Raw genomic sequence first — 18,581 nt, 5'->3', positions numbered from 1 at the left:
CGAAAGTCAGGGCGCGTCCGATGCGGCATGGTGCAGCCACCAATGAAGTGCCGATGTTTTGGCACAACGGAGCTGTTTATGACCCAAATTGATCATCAGGTTCATTCCCTGCGCCCCGACGTTTCGGGCTCGAGAGCTTTCAGGTTCATCGCCTTTCTTTACGGAATTGCGGCGTATCTCGTGTTTTTCGTTACGATTGTCTACGCCATCGGCTTTGTGATGGGGCTGGTGTTGCCGAAGACCATCGACACCGGCCCTGACACGCCGACGGCCGAAGCTGTGATCATCAATCTGCTGCTGATGACGCTGTTCGCCGTTCAACACAGCGTGATGGCGCGCCAGCGCTTCAAGGCGTGGTGGACGCAATTCGTCCCCAAGCCGGTCGAGCGCTCGACCTACGTGCTGTTCGCGAGTCTGTCATTGCTGCTCCTGTTCTGGCAATGGCGCCCGTTGCCGTCGGTCATATGGGACGTCGCCGATCCGGACCTTGCCGTGACGCTGGTCACGCTGTCGTTCGCGGGCTGGGTGCTGGTGTTCATCTCGACCTTCATCATCAATCATTTTGAACTGTTCGGATTGCATCAGGTGACCAACCATCTCGTCGGGAAGGAGGCCGCGCCGCCGCGGTTCAAGACCCCGCTGCTCTACAAATTCGTCCGCCATCCGATCTATCTTGGCTTCATCGTCGCCTTCTGGGCGGCACCGACCATGACCGCAGGCCATCTGCTGTTCGCGGCTGTGACCACCGCCTACATCTTTGTCGGCATCGCGCTGGAGGAGCACGATCTCGTCGATCTCTTCGGCGACGACTACCGGCAGTACAAACAACGGGTCTCGATGCTTATTCCCTGGCGCCGGTCAGTCTAGCTGTCGCATGTTCCGTCGCGCGTCCGCCAATCGGAGGACGCGCGACAAGACCTCATCTATAATCTAAGGATTTCAATCCCTATTTCCATCTCAGGAGACAACCAATGAAACATGTCGGACACTGCTTCTGCGGCGCGGTCACGATCGAGGTCACGGGCGAACCAGCGGCGATGGGCTATTGCCATTGCCGTTCCTGCCGCTCGTGGTCGGGCGGACCGGTGAACGCCTTCAGCCTATGGAAGCCTGAAGCCGTGCGCATCACCGAAGGCGCACAAAATGTCGAGACCTTCGCCAAGACGCCGCTCAGCCAGCGCAAATATTGCAGCAAGTGCGGCGGTCATCTCATGACCAATCACCCGCCGCTCGATTTGATCGACGTCTTCACCGCCACCATCCCGACACTCGCCTTCACCCCCGGCGTCCACGTCAATTATTCCGAGACGGTGCTGCCAATGCGCGACGGCCTGCCCAAGCTGAAGGATTTTCCCGCCGAGTTCGGCGGCAGCGGCGAGATGATGCAGGAGTAAAATATAGACTTCCCTCTCCCCACTCGCGGCAGGGCTATCGCACATGGAAGCGATTCCCTTGTGGCCATCCTTCGAGACGCCCGCCGTTGGCGGGCCCTCAGGATGAGGACTGAGCGCGCGGCCGTAGTTTTGACGAGCACCGATGCCGCTTAGCCTCATCCTGAGGAGACCGCGAAGCGGTCGTCTCGAAGGACGAGGCGCGCACTCTGTCGAGCAAAAATGCCATATCCGATTGCCCTGCCACTCGCGGGGAGAGAGCGATCTTCGTTACCTCATCCCCGCGCGCCGAAATCCTTCGAGATAATGCGCGCGGTCCTGTTCGCGCAGCATCGGCAGTTCCCGCGTGATCCAGGCGAGCGAGATGCCGGGCTGGGTGCGTCGCAATCCTTCCAGCGCGGACGCGGCAAGTGCTGGATCGCCGGACATGCCGGCGGCCGCCGTGAGCACGCGATGTGCGCCGACGAAATCGGACCGCTGCCGCATCGATTCCCGCGCCATCTGCATGGCGTCTTCGTAATTGCCGCCGATGAACTGGGCGTAGCCGGCAACGCCGCAATAGATCGCCGCGAGCGGGTCGCGCGGGCTGAGCTGCAGCGCGCGGCGAGCGGCGGCATCGCCATCCTGCCACCGTCCGGCGTAGCACAGCGTGACGCCGTAGAAGGCGTGGGCCATCGCGAAATTCGGATTGAGCGTCAGGGTCAGCTCGAATTCCGCCAGCGCGTCGTCGAAGCGACGCCGGAACAGATAAGTATAGGCGAGCCCGTGATGGGCCCAGGCATCGTCGCGGTCGGCTTCCACCGCAGCAAGTGCTGCGCGTTCGGCGACCGGGACAGTCGCGGCCATATCGGCCCAGCCCATATGTGCACCAAAGATGTGGCTGGTGGCGAGCAGGCCCAGCGCCTTGCCATAGGCGGGGTCGATGGCGATCGCCTGCTCCAGCAGCGCCTGCGCCGATGCATTGTCCTCGCGCGTGATGTGCCAGTAATGCGACAGCGCGCGCATCACGAAGTCCCAGGCATCGAGACTGCCCGGCGGCTTCTGTTGCGCGCGAAAATTTTCGGCCGCGTAGAGCTGCGGCTCGATCGCGGCGACGATGGCTTCGGTGATCTCGTCCTGCACCGCAAAGATGTCGGCTAGCTCGCGGTCGTAGCGCTCGGCCCAGAGATGGCCGCCGGTGGAGACGTCGTTGAGCTGGGCGGAGATGCGCACGCGATCGCCGCTTCGCCGCACGCTGCCTTCGAGCACGTAGCGCACGCCGAGCTCGCGCGCGATCTCGTGGAGATGCACGGCCCGGCCCTTGTAGACAAAGGAGGAGTTGCGCGCGATGACGAAGAACCAGCGCAGTTTTGACAAGGCGGTGATGATGTCTTCGCTGATGCCGTCGGAAAAATAGTCCTGCTCGCGGTCGCCGCTCATATTGGTGAACGGCAGCACTGCGATCGCGGGGCGCTCAGGCAGTGCAGGCATAGTGTGCGACGTTGTGACGCTGCGGCGCGGTTCCAGCGCTGTCGCGGCGGACTTGGTCTCGACATCGCCGACGAAGCGAAAGCCCTTGCGCGCGATGGTGCGGATCAGCGTCTGGTTCGCGCCGCTGTCGCCGATTGCCTTGCGTGCGGCATTGATCCGGCTGGTGAGTGTGGATTCGGAGACGCTGCGGCCGTGCCAGATCTTGTCGATCAGCTCGTCCTTGCTGACCACCCGATCGCGGTTTTCCATGAGGTGGACGACGAGGTCGAACACCTGCGGCTCCACGGACACCGGAACCTGCTCGCGGCTCAGCTCGCGCCGGTCGGTATCGAGAAGGTGGTCCTGGAACAGAAACTGCACGTCGAAAACTCAGGCCTCACAACGACATCAGACAATGATGAAATCAAAATGGATTTCGTTGATGTCTGTGAGTGCGCCAGAGAGTCGATCCGGTTCACCGCGACGCCACATGGCTGCCATGCCCTTTACGGGGACGAATGCAATTTAAAATAGAATGTAACGCCATGGCTGCCGGAACGACATTGGCGGTCTGTCCAACAGTGAATGTTCATTGCTGCGCTGGATATCCCGCGTAAGCTGTCTCCACACAAAGCAAACCAGCCGCAAAGAAACGCCCATGCCCGCCTTTCCCGCCTCGACCACCGTGCTCGATTCCGTGCTGTTTCGCGATGCCTTCGGCACGCCTGCAATGCGCGCCGTGTTTTCCGACGTCGCGCTGGTCGCGCGCTATGCCGAGGTCGAGGTGGCGCTCGCGAAGGCGGAGGCACGATGCGGTGTGATCCCGCAAGCTGCCGCCGACGAGATCGCGGCGCGGACCGATGTCACGGCGCTCGACTTCGATCTGCTGCGGCAGGAGACCGACATCGTCGGCTATCCGATCCTGCCTTTGGTGCATCAGATGGTGAAGCAATGCGGCGAGGCCGGCCGCTACGTGCATTGGGGTGCGACCACGCAGGACATCATGGACACCGCCGTGGTGCTGCAATTGCGCGCGGGGCTCGAGATCGTCGAACGCGATATCGCCGAGCTGCGAAAAATCCTGGCCGATCTCTCCAGGCGTCATCGCGACACGCCGATGGCCGGCCGCACCCATCTCCAGCAGGCGCTGCCGGTGACGTTTGGCTACAAGACCGCGATCTGGCTCGCGATGTTCGACCGCCACGCCGAGCGTCTTGAGCAATTGAGGCCGCGCGTCCTGGTCGGGCAGGTTGCGGGCGCCGCCGGCACGCTGGCCTCGCTCGGCGACAAGGGGTTTGAGGTGCAGGAGGCGCTCTGCGCCGAGCTGAAGCTCGGCGTACCCGCCTCGACCTGGCATGTCGCACGTGACGGCTTTGCCGAGGCCGTGAACTTTCTCGCGCTCGTCACCGGCTCGCTCGGCAAGATCGCGCTCGATATCATGATCATGGCGTCGACCGAGTTCGCCGAGGTCTACGAGCCCTTCGTCAAGGGGCGCGGTGCCTCCTCGACCATGCCGCAGAAACGCAACCCGATCTCCTCGGAGCTGATGCTCGCCGCATCCAAGGCTGTACGTCAGCACGCCGGGTTGATGCTGGATGCGATGGTGCAGGATTTCGAGCGCGCCACGGGTCCATGGCACGCCGAATGGATGGCGATCCCCGAAAGCTTCGTTCTGACCGCAGGCTCCCTGCACCAGGCGAAGTTCGCGCTCGCCGGCCTGATCGTGGACGAGGCAAAGATGAACGACAACCTCGCCCTTAGTCGAGGTCTGATTGTGGCGGAAGCGGTGATGATGGGACTGGCGCCTCGGATCGGGCGGCAGGATGCGCACGACGTGGTCTATGACGCCTGCCGGCTCGCCAACGAGAAGGCCATCAGCCTCGCCGACGCGCTGGCGGTCGATCCGCGCGTCGCGGCCCAGATCGATCGCGCGACCATCGAGGCTCTCACTTCACCGAAAAATTACCTCGGTCTTGCGCCTGCCATGGTCGATCGGGTGCTGAAATCGGCAACGCGCTGAAAACCAAACTGCGTGAAACTCCGTATCTTCACGTCTCGCAAGACGCTCGCACACTTGTGTCTTGCGATGCTAGACTTAGATTGAACGAGAGATTCCGACAGAGGACCCGGCATGACCGATCAACGCAATTCCGCCACTTCCATCGATCCCGTGAAACTCGACCGGCTGGCCGAGGTGGCGGTGAAGGTGGGGCTGGGCTTGCGGCCGGGACAGGACCTTCTCCTGACGGCGCCGGCGATCGCGCTGCCGCTGGTTCGCCGCATCGCTGCGCACGCCTACAAGGCAGGCGCCGGGATCGTGACGCCGATCCTCTCCGACGAGGAGATGACGCTGGCGCGCTATCGCCACGGCCACGACAACAGCTTTGATCGCGCCGCCAACTGGCTCTACGAGGGTATGGCGAAGGCGTTCTCGAACAACACCGCGCGTCTTGCGATCGTCGGCGACAATCCGATGCTGCTGTCGGGGGAAGATGCTTCCAAGGTCGCGCGCGCCAGCAAGGCCAATTCCATGGCGTATCAGCCGGCGCTGGAAAAGATCGTCAATTTCGATACCAACTGGAACATCATTGCCTATCCGAGCCCGTCCTGGGCGAAGCAGGTGTTTCCGAACGATCCCGAAGACGTCGCGGTCGGCAAGCTCGCGGACGCGATCTTCGCGGCGTCCCGCGTCGATCGCGAAGACGCCACGGCCAATTGGGCGAGCCACAATGCGGTGCTGCGCGAGCGCACCAACTGGCTCAACGGCCAGCGCTTCCGCGCGCTGCAATATTCAGGGCCGGGCACCGACCTTACCATCGGCTTGGCTGATGGCCATGAATGGGAGGGCGGTGCCTCGCTCTCCAAGAACGGCATCAGCTGCAACGCCAACATTCCGACCGAAGAGGTCTTCACCACGCCGCATTGCCGGCGTGTCTATGGCCATGTCGTGAGCTCGAAACCGCTGTCCTACCAAGGCACGCTGATCGACAACATCGCGGTGCGCTTCGAGGACGGCAGGATCGTCGACGCCAAGGCCTCGCGCGGCGCGGAGGTGCTGAACAAGGTGCTCGACACCGACGAGGGCGCACGCCGTCTCGGTGAAGTGGCGCTGGTCCCGCATTCCTCGCCGATCTCGCAGAGCGGGTTGTTGTTCTACAACACGCTGTTCGACGAAAATGCTGCGTCCCACATCGCGCTCGGCCAGTGCTACTCAAAGTGCTTCGTCAACGGCGCGCAACTCACGCCGCAGCAGATCGCCGCGCAAGGTGGCAATCAGAGCCTGATCCATATCGACTGGATGATCGGCTCGGCCGAGACCGACATCGACGGCATTCTGGCCGACGGCAGCAAGGTCCCGGTGTTCCGCAAGGGCGAGTGGGCGAAGTAAAGCCTCTTGCCTTGCTGCGGTCCATCCTTCGAGACGCCCGCCGCTGGCGGGCTCCTCAGGATGAGGGCACGTTTCGTGGTGAGGTCCTAGACCCTCATGGTGAGGAGCGCCGTCTTCCGGCGCGTCTCGAACCATGAAGGCTGGCACTTTCGTTTCTTCAAAACGTCTCACGCCGCCGGCTCGCGCAGCATCGGGTTGCTGTCGATGCTGAAGCGGTTGAACAGCGTCGGTGGCCCGCACGATGACGTCGGAAGCCGTGACGGCTTCGTAGAGCGCGCCGACCGGATCGTTCGCCTCCGGCAGGTCGAGCGCGGAGCGGATCTCCTCTCTCGCCTCGTTGAGGTCGTCCTCGTCGTCGCGTGTCGCCTCGAGCGCATCCGCCGCGCGCCGCATTTCCTGGAGATCGCCGCCGGCGGAGAATTTGAGGATGTCGAGCCAATAGGGGCGGGCGACTACGAGCTGGATGAACGCCTCGAAGCTGTCGGCGACAACGCCCGCGCGTCCCTCCGACGAGACGTAGAGCACATTTTGTTGCGGCAGCAGAACGATGATGCCGCCTGAGCCGTCGCTGCCGACCTGCCGGGGGCTTTCGATGCCGTCGATCGTGAACCAGGGCTCCTCGTCCGGCGCGAACGAGACATCGAGGCTGCCGAGCCAGGCGACGACCTCGCCTTGAACTGCCAGAACCTCTGGGGTCAGGGGCATCGATGGGCTCCTTCTAGCTCGTTCCGCGCAATTTGTCGCACCCCGGAAAAGATCGGTTCATGTCCGCGAATTTGCAGGGAAATCGCTGCGCTAACCGCCTCGCACCTGCAACTTGCGGCTGATTGTCGGAGCCTGCGTAAGAAAGAATTAAAAACCGGCTACTAGCGTTCCCAACATCATTCGAAACAAGCCGGGATTGAGCCCGGTCAATCACATTCTACCTCCTGGGGACGCAGATGTCGCGGTCATTGATTGAAATTAGTAGTTGCGACGTGGATCTGGAGCTGCGGCCGATCGAGCCGGCCTGGATCATCGAAGGAAACCCGGTCTCGCGCTCGCACATCCTCTCGACCAGCTCCGACGGCACCTCCTCGACCATCATCTGGTCCTGCACCGAAGGCCGCTTCAACTGGTACTATGATTTCGACGAGACGATCATGATCCTGGAAGGATCGATCGTGCTCGAAAGCGACGGCATGCCGCCGAAGCGCTACGGCGTCGGCGACGTCGTCTTCTTCCGCGATGGCGCGCATGCCAAATGGCATGTCGAAGGTCACGTCAAGAAGATCGCCTTCTGCCGCAAGACCAACCCGGCCGTGATCGGCTTCATGATCCGCGTCGTCAACAAGCTGAAGCGGATGTTCCTGTCGCCCGGCGAGCGCCGTCCCGCGACACTCATGGGTGCCGGCTGATCTTATTCAAGGACGCTTCCCAGCGGCCACCACGGAAGAGGGGGCGGGACCAACATCCCGGCCCCTCTTTCGCGTCATGACGGCAGCTCGAGCCGGTAGACATCGGTCCCCGTCTGCGAGAACAGCGCCGTCTTCTCCGCCTCGCTCAACGGGGCCGCGATGCGCTTGAAGGCGTTGAAGATCACCTGGTAGCTGCACTGGCCCTTGTCCGGCGGGAAGTTACTTTCGAACATCGCCCGCTTCGGGCCGAATGCCTCGATGCAGGTTTCGACATAAGGTTTCCACGCCGCGGCGAGTTCCTCCGATGACGGCGGCTTGGCGCGCAGATGGAAGTCGTAGCCGAGCAGGCACATCGCGAGCCCGCCGAGCTTCACCACCACGTTCTCGCACCTCGCTATCTCCTGGATCGAGGCGCGCCATTGCGGAAATACCTCCTCGCGTCGTCCCGCAAAGCGGCCGACCCCGGCCGGCCCGCCGCAATGGTCGAGCACGATTCTGGTGTCGGGAAAGGCGCGCGCCAATTCCGTCAGCTCGCCGATCTGCGGATGAAACAGCCAGGCATCGAAGCTGAGGTTCAGGGGTGCAAGGCAGGCAAAGCCCTTGCGGAAGGTCGGGTCCTGCAACAATCCCTTCGGGCGGTTCGCATACATGCCGGCGACAACGGGGTCCTCGTCCCAGGCGGATGAATGCCGGATACCGCGGAAGCGGCCGTTACCGGCAGCGATCTCCGCCTCCAGCACGGGCTTGGCCGCGTCGCCGAGCAGCAGGTTGACGTGGCTGACGATGCCGGCGCAGATAGCGGCGTTGCCGTAACCACCGCTCGCGCTCATCGCGGCGACGCCGTTGGCGAACTCGACCTCGCCCACGGGGCGGAACGCCTCGGGCCCATGCGCGCGATACATCGAGCGGCAGTCGACATAGACGGTGGCGATGATGTTGTGGCCGGAGGCGATGTCGGCGGCCATCTCCTCGATCAGATAGCGATGGCCGCGATTCCAGAGATGGTGGTGAGGATCGACGATCGGCCGCTCGGGATCGATGATCTCTTCCTGATGTTGCGCGAGCCAGTCCTCGCGCGGCTCGACGAATAGCCCGCTGGTGTTGGCAGGCAGACCGCTTGCAGCCATCGACGTTCGCTCCCTCATGTCTTTTGTGGCGGGAGCCTAGCACCTCGTCCTCGCATGCGGCAGCGCGCCCTACTCAGAGCACCATGGCAGCCGCGGAGGAGCTGCGCTCCCTCTCCCGCTCGCGGGGGGAGGGCCGGGGTGGGGGTGCTTCCGCGACGGGACGCTCCCGATGTGGAGAGAGCCCCACCCGCGCCTTCGGCGCGACCTCCCCGCAAGCGGGAGAGGTTGCACCGCGTGCGCGGCCCGATCGTTTCAAACAAGATCGAATTCCCTCTAAGCTTTGCGCCGCGCCGCCCTGACGTCGACCGCCAGCCGCCAATCCGCCGCGGCGACTGGCCTGACCTCACCAAGCCAGTGAAAGGAATTCTCGGTGATTTCAACAAAACTCCAGCGGGTCAGGTCACCGGATTCGGTCGTGCCTTCCTGCACGATGTCTTCTCCGCGAGGTCGGCCGATCTGCTGACGGAACACACTGCGCCCGGGATCGAACCAGGAAATCCGCCATGCGGAAATGGCGGGATCGTAGACCCGCAGCGTCGTGCCGTACCAATTGCCGCCGACCGGGAAGGCCGGCGCACCCGCCGAACGGGGAATGATCCAGACGTCCTGGACGGCGCGGCCCTCCAGCACCCAGCCGAAATGAATCTCGCCGGGTGCGCCGTGCTTCGTTCCATCGGCGCCGTGGGCGGTGATCTCGGCATCCCAATCACCGACGAACCGGCCATAGAGCTGAAGCGCCCCTGCGTGCTCGGGGTTGGGTCCGTCCGCATGCAACAATCTCGCAAACTCGGTCATGTCGATCTCCTGCTGCAAGGAGATCAGCACGACCGGCCGACAGCCGACTTGGAGAAAATTGCGCGTCAGACCCCGTCGAGGATGATCACCGTCGGTGTCGTCGGTAGCGTATCCCGCGAGATCCGCAGCGAACGCTCGGTGCGCCGGTCGATCTCGAACTGTTGCCCGATCAGGCGCATGAACTCGTCGAGCGGCGTGGCGAAGCGGTGCATCGGCAGCACCACGGAGGCGCGCAAGCGCTTGGTGATCTCCGAGACGCCGTCGAGCGACATAGTGTAGGTGCCGTCGATCGGCACCATCACGATGTCGAGCCGCCCGATCTGGGCGAAATGGCTCTCGTCAAGCTTGTGGTGGAGATGACCGAGATGGCCGATGCAGAGGCCCGCGACCTCGAAGATGAAGATCGAGTTGCCGTCGCGGATCATATCGGTGCCGGAATCGTCGCCGAAATAGCGGCGGATGTCGGTGGTGACATTGCGGATGAAGGTGTCGCCGATGCGTTCCGAAACGACCGCGGGCTTGCCGTCTTCGCCCCAGCCATGCAGCACGTGGGGAATGCGCTTGTCGGGATTGAGAGAATAGTGGGTGCTGTGCGCCCGGTTCATGGTGACGACATCGGGCAGCCGGCCGATCTGATATGCGCCGCTATAGTCGGTCGCGATGCGCACCCCGCCCGGCGTGTCGATGAAATAGGTGGAGTGGCCGGCATAGGTGATCTCGACCTCGGCCGCGGCGGCCGCCTGCCGGAAGGCGGCCGGCATGGCGCGAGGCGCGGCATTCGCCATCGCCAGGCATTCGCTGCGTCGAGGTGGCTGCTGGGCGAGGGCAGGTGAGAGGAAGGCGCCGAACAACGCGAGAGCCGCCGAAATCAGTCGACGCATGAATCCGTCCCCGATGACTTCCGGGAGAGTCCAGCGTGCAACGCAACGGGTGGCCAACGGGGCGCGATCAACAGCGCGTCAGTGTCGCACCTTCACTCCCGCCTTGGGCTGAACCGCCAGGTGATCGCCACCAGGCCCGCGGTGATCAGGCCGCTGACGATTCCGGCGGTCGGCAGCGTGAGCAGCAGCGCGGCGGTGGCGGCCCAGCCGATCGAGGAGAAGGCTTCGGCGAACGTCGCAAGCCGTGACGACGTCTGGCGGCGGCGGAACTGGCTGCGTCGGGCCTGGATCCGGAACCAGAGCTGGATCGCGGTGGCGGAGGCCGCACTGATGATGATCGTGGCGGCCGTGATCGCAGCCTGGAACGGCGAGGCGAAAACCAGCGTGGCCACCAGCGGGCTGAAGATGACGACGATCGCAATCAGCACCACCTCGATCTTGGCGCGGATGACGCCCCTGGGCGTCAGCGGTGCGGTCGCCACCAGATCGGGCGCGTCCTCGCCGGAGATCGTCAGCCAGGCGAGCCCGCCGGCGAACTGACCCGCGGCCATCACGATGACGGGCGAGATCAGCGTCAGCGCCGCAGACCTATCGGCAAAGCTGCGCCAGAGCAGCAGCGCCGGCGGCACCAGATAGAGCAGCTGCATCAGGGTCTGCGAGATCAGCCAGGGATCGCGCCAGAGCAGCACGAACTCCTTGCGCCGTAGCGCCTGCTGGCGGGATCCGCCGCGGAACGGACGCTCCTTCGCGCGCTTGCGGCCGGATGTGCCATGGGCGGCAGCGTCGATCGCGGTGTCGGCGAAGCGGCCGGAGAAGATCGCCATCACGCTTCCGAGCAGCACCAGCCCGAGTGCGAGGAGCAGCAGCAGCGCCTCGGTGTCGCCCATGGTCGCCCGCGCCGGCCACCACCAGATGCTGTCGATGTCGGGCGCATGGGCGGCGAGGGTGCCCGATGTCAGGATGGTGAACCGCGACAGCGTGCCGTAGGAGATGATCGCCGCGACCTGGAGCGCGATGACGAAGCCCGCGCCGATGATCGCAGCCAGGATCTGGGCCACGAAGCGCGTGCGCGCCGGGCCGATCAGGCGAAACAGCAGGATGGTGACGGCAATCGCGATCGCCGCGGCCGACAGGCCCATCGCGATGACCACGCCGAAGGCGGCAAGCCAGCGCGGCCCGCCGCCGATCACCAGCACGTCGATGAAGGGCGTCGAGAACAACAGCGCCATCACGGTGACGGTGAGTGCGATCGCGGCGATGCGCACCGAGAACAGATTGGCCAGCGTGGCCGGCGAGGACATGATGAGATCGAGATCGGCGCGGGCGTAAAACACCCGCGTAACGGATTCGATCGCTTGCGACAGCATCAAGGTCCAGGCGAGAAAGATCGTCGCCGAGATCACGATCAGCGAGGATTTGTCGAGCGGCAGTTGCAGATTGGCGAAGCGGCCGATCACCGCCCAGGCCGGCACATGCAGCACTGCAGCGAAGAACAGCAGGCCAATCACGGCGGCGCGGGCGCGCCTGCGCCGGCCGCCCGTGATCATGGCGAACCATTCGCGCCAGGCGAGCCGAAGCTCGTGACGGGCAAACCACGAAAGAGCGGTCGCCGAGCTCATGCAGCTTCCTGGAGCGTCACCAGTGCGATGAAGAGATCTTCGAGGCTGGTATCGGCATGGCCGTTTTGCTGGCGCAGCTCGGTCAGCGTGCCCTCGGCGACGAGGCGGCCCGCGGCGATCACGCCGATGCGGTCGGCCATGCGCTCGGCTACCTCCAGAATATGCGTTGTCATGATGATGGTGCAGCCGGCCTGAACGCGCTCGCTCAACAGGCCCTTCACATGGCGGGCGGAGACGGCGTCGAGGCCGGTCAGCGGCTCGTCGAGAATGATGAGGCGGGGATCGTGCACCAGCGCGCCGGCAAGCGCCACCTTCTGGCGCATGCCCTTGGAGAAGCCTTCGCAGCGTTCGTGCCGGTGCGGCTCGAGCCCGAGCGAGTTCAGGAGTTCCTCGGCGACCGGTTTCGACACGGACGGCGCGATGCCCCAGAGGCCGGCGACGAATTCGAGATATTCGAGCGGAGTGAGCTTGTCATAGACCATGGGCTCGTCGGAGACCCAGGCCATCACCTGCTTGGCCGCGACCGGGTTTTCAAGCGCATCGATCCCGAAGATCGAGACGCTGCCGGCATCGGGGCGCAGCAGGCCGGCAACCATGCGCAAAGTGGTGGTCTTGCCGGCGCCGTTGGGGCCGACCAGGGCATAGAATTCGCCGGCATGGATGGTGAGATCGAGGCTATCGACCGCCAAACGGTCAAAACGCTTCGTTAACCCCAAAACTTCGAGCGCCGAGCTGTCCGGCTTCATGACGGCCACACCATCCGGTTTTGCATCGGTCGCGACCATGGCCTGAAGATGTTTCGGCACGGTGAATCGCTCTGCCGCAAACTCCGGCATCCACCTTGGACCAAAGGCAAGTCACCGTTTGTTGACAGGGCTCGGGCGTTCAGGCTGAATTGGCGCCGGGACAAATGGCAGCTCACGCGGCGAAACGACTGCGTAGCGGCTGGACACAAGATGCGGCAAAGCGGTCGTCAAGAACCGCTGGTTGCATCGGGAGGACGCGGCGATGCTGGATTTCGTTCAGCAGCTGGTCAGCGGTGTTGCGCTTGGCTGTGTCTACGGCCTGATCGCACTCGGGTTCGTGCTCGTCTACAAGGCCACTGAGGTCGTCAATTTCGCCCAGGGCGATCTGATGATGCTGGGCGGCTTCTTCGCCTTCACCTTCATCGGCATGATGGGCCTGAACTACTGGATCGGCTTTGCCGGTGCGGTGGCCGCGATGGCACTGTTCGGCATGCTGGCGGAGCGGATCGTGGTGCGGCCGATCCTCGGCTATCCGCAATTCTCCATCATCATGGCGACCATCGGCCTCGGCTATTTCCTGCGCTCGGTCGCGGGCATGATCTGGGGCACCGACGATTTCAAGATCGAGACGCCGTTCAGCCAGGGCGTGCTGCGCATCGGCTCGCTGGTGCTGGCCCACGACAAGCTCTCGGTGATCGCGGCGACGATCATCCTGTGCGCGCTGCTCTGGCTGTTCTTCAACAAGACCATGCTCGGCACCGCGATGCGCGCCAGCTCCGAGAACATGCTGGCGGCGTACTACATGGGCATCCCGGTCAAGCGCGTGGTCTCGATCGTCTGGGCGATCAGCGCGGCGGTGGCGACCTGCGCCGGCGTGCTGCTGGCGCCGATCACCTTCATCCACTCCAATGTCGGCCTCGTGCTCGGCCTGAAGGCGTTTCCGGCCGCGGTGCTCGGCGGCTTCGGTTCGATCCCCGGCGCGGTGGTCGGTGGCGTCTTGATCGGCGTGATCGAGAGCATGGCCGGCTTCTATCTGGCGGAGGGCTGGAAGGACGTTGCGCCCTACATCGTGCTGCTGGCCGTGCTGCTGCTGAAGCCCGAAGGCCTGTTCGGCCTTCACGCCCGCAAGAAGGTCTGAGCGCATGCGCTTCCTGTTCAAGACCGATTATGAGGACGACATCAGGCTGTTTCCGCATTCCGGCTACGTGGTCTCCTATGGCCTCCTGCTCGCCGTGCTGCTGATCGCGCCTTACGTGCTCTCCAGCTATCTGATGAGCCAGCTCGTCTTCGTCTGCATCTATGCGACCGTCGGCGTGGCGCTGATGATCCTGACCGGCTTTACCGGGCAGGCCTCGCTCGGGCATGCGGCATTCCTCGCGATCGGCGCCTACACGGCCGCTTACCTGCAGAAATATAACGTGCCGTTTCCGGTCTATTTCTTCGCCGCGGGCGTCCTGACCGGCTGTATCGGCGCGCTGGTCGGCTTTCCGGCGCTGCGTCTGCAGGGCATCTATCTGGTCATCGCCACGATCTCCTTCGCCTTCATCGTCGAGGAGATTCTGGCGCGCTGGGAGAGCGTCACCAACGGCAATGAGGGCCTACGGATCAAGGCACCGTCGCTGCTCGGCGTGACGGTCTCGCGCGACAGCCCGACCTTCTATTTCCTCTGCCTTGCGGTGCTGGTGCTGACCATCGTCGGCACGCTCAATCTGCTGCGCTCGCCGACGGGCCGCGCCTTCGTCGCAATCCGGGACTCGGAGACCGCGGCGCGGAGCATGGGCGTCAATGTCGCGCTTTACAAGGTGAAGTCGTTTGCGATCTCGGCGGCGATCACCGGCTTTGCCGGAGTGCTGTTCGCGCACAAGCTCTCCTTCATCTCGCCGGAAATGTTCACGTTGCAGCTCTCGATCGAGTTCATCATGGTGATCCTGATCGGCGGCACCTTCAGCCTGCACGGCGCGGTACTGGGCGCGATCTTCATCGTGATGATCGATCCGTTCCTGACCTACCTCAAGGACGACATGCCCGGCATCATCGCCGGTGTTGCCGCGACGTTCGGCGCGGGCACGCCGACCGCGGCAAACATCCAGTCCAAGGTCGCGGCCTTTGCCTCGCTGAACGGCCTGAAGGGCGCGATCTACGGCATCATCATCATGCTGTTCGTGCTGTTCGAACCGCTCGGCATCTACGGCCGTTGGCTCAAGATCAAGCTCTTTTTCCAGCTGTTCCCGCTCTACAAGCGCGCGACCTTCAAGCGGCAGAAGATCTACGTGAAATCGGAGCGGAACCGATGAGCTGTTTCCGCGCCGAGAACCTGTCGCTGCATTTCGGAGGCCTCAAGGCCGTCGATGCGGTGTCGTTCGCGGTCGAGAAGGGCGAGATCCTCTCGATCATCGGGCCGAACGGCGCGGGCAAGAGCTCGATCTTCAACCTGATCTCGCGCATCTACCGGCCGACCTCGGGCCGCATCTTCTTCGAGGACCAGGACATCACGGAAGAGCCGCCTTACGATATCGCAAGACTCGGCATCGCCCGGACCTTCCAGAACATCGAGCTGTTCGAGAACGCGACGGTGCTGTCCAACCTCCTGGTCGGGCGTCATCGCCATTCCACCACGCAGCTCTGGCAGGAATTGCTGTTCCTGCCGAGCGTGCGCGCCAACGAGAAGGTGGACCGCCGCCGGGTCGAGCAGGTCATCGAATTCCTCGACCTCGAGCCGTACCGCGATAAATTGATCTCGGGCCTGCCCTATGGCGTGCGCAAGGTGATCGAGCTCGCGCGCGCGCTCTGCTCGGAGCCGAAGCTGATCCTGCTCGACGAGCCGTCCTCCGGCCTCAACGTCGAGGAGACCGACGACATGTCGTTCTGGATTCGCGACATGAAGAGCGAGCTCGGCGTGACCGTGCTGATGGTCGAGCACGACATGTCGCTGGTCAACCGCGTCTCCGATCGCGTCATCGCACTGAACTACGGGCGGGTGCTCGCGATGGGCTCGCCCGCCGAGGTGCAGCAGCATCCGGACGTCGTCGCCGCGTATCTGGGAGCCTGATGCATGGATGCGACCCCGGCGCCCGACATCATTCTAAAACTCTCCAACATCGAGAGTTATTACGGGCCGATCATGGCGATCCGCGGCATCTCGCTGGAGGTGCCGCGCGGCCGCATCGTCACGCTGCTAGGGGCCAACGGTGCCGGCAAGACCACGGTGTTGAAGACGATCTCCGGCATTCTCGATCCGCAAAAAGGTTCGATCGAGTTCCTGGGCAAGCCGATCCAGCGCATGGAGGCCGATCGCATCGTCCGGCTCGGCCTCAGCCAGGTGCCGGAGGGACGCGAGGTGTTCCCGTTCCTCTCGGTGCGCGAGAATCTGATGATGGGCGCCTATCCGCGCAGCGATCGCGACGGCGTGGCGGAGGATCTAGAGCGGGTCTATGCCTATTTCCCGCGATTGAAAGAACGCATCGACCAGCCGGCCGGCCAGCTCTCCGGCGGCGAGCAGCAGATGCTTGCGATCGGCCGCGCGCTGATGAACCGGCCGATGCTGCTGCTGCTCGACGAGCCGTCGCTCGGCCTGTCGCCGATCCTGGTGAAGGAGATTTTCACCATCATCCGCCGCGTCAACGAGGAACAGGGCATGTCGATCCTGCTGGTCGAGCAAAATGCGCGCGTGGCGCTGGAGACGGCGCATTATGGTTACGTGCTGGAGATCGGCCGCGTCGTGATGAACGACAGCTGCGACCGCTTGATGCATTCCCGGGACATCCAGGAGTTCTACCTTGGCGCCAAGGAAGCCGGCGCACGCGGCGAGCGGCGCTGGAAAAAGAAGAAGACGTGGAGATGAAAAGCCTGGTGGTGAAGAACTAAGCGGCAACGAGGAGACGCGCATGGCCCGACTGGCGGTGCTGACGGTCGCTGATACGATCGCGAGGAGCTTTTTGCGCGCGGCAGAGGTGCGCGGCGACAGGGCTGCGATCCGCGAGAAGAAGTTCGGCATCTGGCAGCCGACGAGCTGGCGCGAATGGCTGCAGATCTCCAAGGAGATCGCCTACGGTCTTCGCGCCTTCGGGTTCGTGCCGGGTGACGTCGCCTCGATTATCGCCAACGCGGTGCCCGAATGGATCTATGCCGACATGGGTATCCTGTGCGCCGGCGGTATCTCCTCCGGCATCTATGCGACCGACGCATCGGCTCAGGTCGAATATCTCATCAAAGATTCCGCGACGCGGGTGATCTTCGCCGAGGACGAGGAACAGCTCGACAAGATCCTCGGCTGTCGCGCGCGCTGTCCCGGCCTGCAACGGATCATCGTATTCGACATGGAGGGCCTCAGCGGCTTCTCCGACGAGATGGTGATGTCGCTGGACGAGTTTCGCGCGCTCGGCCGCAACCACATGATCGGACGCGAGGCGCTGTGGCAGGAGATGATCGATTGCCGCAGCGCCGGTGATCTCGCCGTTCTCGTCTACACATCCGGCACGACAGGCCCACCCAAGGGCGCGATGCACGCCAACCGCAGCGTCACGCACCAGATGCGGCATGCCAACGACTTCATCCCGGCGCGCCAGGACGAGGACCGGCTGATCTTCCTGCCGCTCTGTCATGTCGCCGAACGCATCGGCGGCTACTACATCTCGGTCGCGCTCGGTTCGGTGATGAATTTTGCCGAGAGTCCGGAGACCGTGCCGGACAATCTGCGCGAGGTGCAGCCGACCGTGTTCCTCGCTGTGCCGCGGATCTGGGAGAAATTCTATTCGGTTATTACCATCGCGCTGAAAGACGCGACGCCGCTCCAGCAATGGGTCTATCGCCGCGCCATCGGGATCGGCTATCGCATGGTCGATTGCCGGATCGAGGGCAAGGCGCCGTCGCTGATGCTGCGTCTCGCCAATGGCGTCGCTTACCAGCTCGCCTTCCGCAACATCCGCCGCATGATCGGGCTCGACCGCTGCCGCATCGCCTTCACCGGCGCGGCGCCGATCGCACCGGATCTGATCCGCTGGTACCTCGCGCTCGGCATCGACATCCACGAGGTCTACGGCCAGACCGAGAATTGCGGGGTCGCGACCATGATGCCGGGGTCGCGCATCAAGCTTGGCTCGGTCGGCACGGCGGTGCCCTGGGGCGAGGTCGCGCTATCGCCCGACGGCGAGATCCTGATCAGGGGCGACTTCCTGTTCATGGGCTATCTGAACCAGCCCGAGAAGACCGCCGAGACCATCGATCATCGCGGCTGGCTGCACACCGGCGATGTCGGCACCATCGACAACGAAGGGTTCGTCCGCATCACCGACCGGATGAAGGACATCATCATCACCTCAGGCGGCAAGAACATCACGCCGTCGGAGATCGAGAACCAGCTCAAGTTTTCGCCCTACATCTCCGACGCCGTCGTGATCGGCGACAAGCGTCCCTATCTCACCTGCCTCGTGATGATCGACCAGGAGAATGTCGAGAAGTTCGCCCAGGACCACGACATCCCCTTCACCAACTACGCCAGCCTGTGCCGGGCCAGCGAGATCCAGCACCTGATCTGGCACGGGATCGAAAGCGTCAACGCGAAGGTCGCGCGCGTCGAGACCATCAAGAGGTTCCACTTGATCGAACGCCAGCTCACCCCGGAGGACGAGGAACTGACGCCGACCATGAAGCTGAAACGAAATTTCGTGAACAAGCGCTACGCCGCCGAGATCGACGCAATGTATCTCGCGCGCGGGGTGGCCTAGATCGTCTCGTTCGAAAAACAGCGAAGGAGTGATGGCCCTCGCCCTTCGTACCATACGGGCCCCCA

At 63.7% G+C, this 18,581-nt stretch carries 16 protein-coding genes and 1 pseudogene; 11 read left to right on the top strand and 6 right to left on the bottom strand.

Annotated features, from left to right (window positions below):
* Positions 1 to 78 precede the first annotated feature (78 nt).
* Both mddA and ACTGJ9_RS03020 read left to right on the top strand, forming a co-directional pair.
* Positions 79 to 867: a methanethiol S-methyltransferase gene (gene mddA / locus ACTGJ9_RS03025; protein ID WP_456675868.1), complete on the top strand. Its 789-nt coding sequence runs from the start codon at positions 79 to 81 to the stop codon at positions 865 to 867.
* Between the two features lie 104 nt (positions 868 to 971).
* The gene (locus ACTGJ9_RS03020) at positions 972 to 1,394 is read left to right on the top strand and encodes a GFA family protein (protein ID WP_456675867.1); all 423 of its coding nucleotides are present in this window, start codon (positions 972 to 974) and stop codon (positions 1,392 to 1,394) included.
* A 267-nt stretch (positions 1,395 to 1,661) separates the two neighbouring features.
* Here the strand turns inward: ACTGJ9_RS03020 and ACTGJ9_RS03015 are convergent, their stop codons facing one another.
* Positions 1,662 to 3,221 (bottom strand): winged helix-turn-helix domain-containing tetratricopeptide repeat protein, encoded by a 1,560-nt coding sequence (locus tag ACTGJ9_RS03015; protein ID WP_456675866.1) that lies wholly within the window; start codon positions 3,219 to 3,221, stop codon positions 1,662 to 1,664.
* 277 nt (positions 3,222 to 3,498) lie between these two features.
* On the opposite strand from ACTGJ9_RS03015, the gene pcaB reads away from it, so the two are divergent.
* The 4 genes from pcaB (at position 3,499) to ACTGJ9_RS02995 (ending at position 7,625) form a co-directional block, all read left to right on the top strand.
* Positions 3,499 to 4,860, top strand: coding sequence for a 3-carboxy-cis,cis-muconate cycloisomerase (gene pcaB / locus ACTGJ9_RS03010; RefSeq protein WP_456675865.1), 1,362 nt, complete (start codon positions 3,499 to 3,501; stop codon positions 4,858 to 4,860).
* Between the two features lie 111 nt (positions 4,861 to 4,971).
* Complete coding sequence (locus ACTGJ9_RS03005; protein ID WP_456675864.1) at positions 4,972 to 6,228, top strand: aminopeptidase; 1,257 nt, start codon at positions 4,972 to 4,974, stop codon at positions 6,226 to 6,228.
* A 96-nt stretch (positions 6,229 to 6,324) separates the two neighbouring features.
* On the top strand, positions 6,325 to 6,789 hold the full coding sequence (locus ACTGJ9_RS03000) for a hypothetical protein (protein ID WP_456675863.1): 465 nt from the start codon (positions 6,325 to 6,327) through the stop codon (positions 6,787 to 6,789).
* Positions 6,790 to 7,169: 380 nt separating this feature from the next.
* Positions 7,170 to 7,625, top strand: a complete 456-nt coding sequence (locus ACTGJ9_RS02995) for a cupin domain-containing protein (RefSeq protein WP_456675862.1) — start codon at positions 7,170 to 7,172, stop codon at positions 7,623 to 7,625.
* Positions 7,626 to 7,699: 74 nt separating this feature from the next.
* Here the strand turns inward: ACTGJ9_RS02995 and ACTGJ9_RS02990 are convergent, their stop codons facing one another.
* The 5 genes and pseudogenes from ACTGJ9_RS02990 to ACTGJ9_RS02970 all read right to left on the bottom strand — a co-directional run.
* A complete protein-coding gene (locus tag ACTGJ9_RS02990; RefSeq protein WP_456675861.1) occupies positions 7,700 to 8,752 on the bottom strand; it encodes an amidohydrolase family protein in 1,053 nt (350 codons plus the stop codon).
* A 273-nt stretch (positions 8,753 to 9,025) separates the two neighbouring features.
* Positions 9,026 to 9,547, bottom strand: a complete 522-nt coding sequence (locus tag ACTGJ9_RS02985) for a hypothetical protein (protein ID WP_456675860.1) — start codon at positions 9,545 to 9,547, stop codon at positions 9,026 to 9,028.
* A gap of 65 nt (positions 9,548 to 9,612) precedes the next feature.
* Entirely contained in the window at positions 9,613 to 10,428 is an 816-nt protein-coding gene (locus tag ACTGJ9_RS02980) for an MBL fold metallo-hydrolase (protein WP_456675859.1), read from the bottom strand.
* 92 nt (positions 10,429 to 10,520) lie between these two features.
* Positions 10,521 to 12,047 (bottom strand): permease, encoded by a 1,527-nt coding sequence (locus tag ACTGJ9_RS02975; protein ID WP_456675858.1) that lies wholly within the window; start codon positions 12,045 to 12,047, stop codon positions 10,521 to 10,523.
* Positions 12,044 to 12,739, bottom strand: a pseudogene (locus ACTGJ9_RS02970) (ABC transporter ATP-binding protein); the annotation flags it as partial. The pseudogene ACTGJ9_RS02970 and the gene ACTGJ9_RS02975, both read right to left, overlap by 4 nt.
* Positions 12,740 to 13,055: 316 nt before the next feature.
* Between ACTGJ9_RS02970 and ACTGJ9_RS02965 the strand changes: the two are divergent.
* From ACTGJ9_RS02965 to ACTGJ9_RS02945, 5 genes are read left to right on the top strand one after another with little or no spacing between them, the layout of a single operon-like run.
* On the top strand, positions 13,056 to 13,931 hold the full coding sequence (locus ACTGJ9_RS02965; RefSeq protein WP_456675857.1) for a branched-chain amino acid ABC transporter permease: 876 nt from the start codon (positions 13,056 to 13,058) through the stop codon (positions 13,929 to 13,931).
* 4 nt (positions 13,932 to 13,935) lie between these two features.
* A complete protein-coding gene (locus ACTGJ9_RS02960; protein ID WP_456675856.1) occupies positions 13,936 to 15,087 on the top strand; it encodes a branched-chain amino acid ABC transporter permease in 1,152 nt (383 codons plus the stop codon).
* A complete protein-coding gene (locus tag ACTGJ9_RS02955) occupies positions 15,084 to 15,842 on the top strand; it encodes an ABC transporter ATP-binding protein (RefSeq protein WP_456675855.1) in 759 nt (252 codons plus the stop codon). The genes ACTGJ9_RS02960 and ACTGJ9_RS02955 overlap by 4 nt, the downstream gene beginning before the upstream one ends.
* A 3-nt stretch (positions 15,843 to 15,845) precedes the next feature.
* Positions 15,846 to 16,634 (top strand): ABC transporter ATP-binding protein, encoded by a 789-nt coding sequence (locus tag ACTGJ9_RS02950; protein ID WP_456675854.1) that lies wholly within the window; start codon positions 15,846 to 15,848, stop codon positions 16,632 to 16,634.
* Positions 16,635 to 16,677: 43 nt separating this feature from the next.
* The gene (locus ACTGJ9_RS02945; RefSeq protein ID WP_456675853.1) at positions 16,678 to 18,516 is read left to right on the top strand and encodes an AMP-dependent synthetase/ligase; all 1,839 of its coding nucleotides are present in this window, start codon (positions 16,678 to 16,680) and stop codon (positions 18,514 to 18,516) included.
* The last annotated feature ends 65 nt before the right edge of the window (positions 18,517 to 18,581 follow it).

The sequence above is a fragment of the Bradyrhizobium sp. RDM12 genome (assembly GCF_051917485.1).
Lineage (GTDB): Bacteria > Pseudomonadota > Alphaproteobacteria > Rhizobiales > Xanthobacteraceae > Bradyrhizobium.
The sequence above is the reverse complement of the archived record's forward strand: the minus strand, read 5'-3'. Positions and strand labels throughout refer to the sequence as shown.